Origin of the sequence: Paenarthrobacter aurescens (genome assembly GCF_025421775.1) — a bacterium.
GTDB classification, from domain to species: Bacteria; Actinomycetota; Actinomycetes; order Actinomycetales; family Micrococcaceae; genus Arthrobacter; species Arthrobacter aurescens_B.
In genome coordinates this window covers 1-228 of record NZ_JAOEFX010000840.1, presented here as the reverse complement: position 1 = coordinate 228, position 228 = coordinate 1, and the positions used below count along the sequence as shown (strand labels likewise).

Genomic DNA, 228 nt, shown 5'->3' with positions numbered 1-228 from the left:
CGGGCGGCGTCTGCTCGTCGAGGCGTGCCACTGCCGGCAGGCCGGTGGCGTCTGCCATCAGGATCTGCCTTTGCAGGCCCGCCGGCGGTTCTTACAGTCCGGTTGGAGAGTTGAGCCCGTCGACGTCACCCATCTGGGCGCGCTGAGCCCAGGATGCTGCCAATCCGCCGTCGTGAACCACGAAGTCGATGTCAACGGTTCCTGCGGGAGCGTCCACGGCGCGGACCG

The 228-nt window shown here is 68.4% G+C and carries 1 protein-coding gene; it reads right to left on the bottom strand.

Going from position 1 to position 228, the window contains the following annotated elements:
* Nucleotides 1-91 precede the first annotated feature (91 nt).
* On the bottom strand, nt 92-181 hold the full coding sequence (locus tag N7568_RS25780; protein WP_439899004.1) for a hypothetical protein: 90 nt from the start codon (nt 179-181) through the stop codon (nt 92-94).
* Nucleotides 182-228 lie beyond the last annotated feature (47 nt).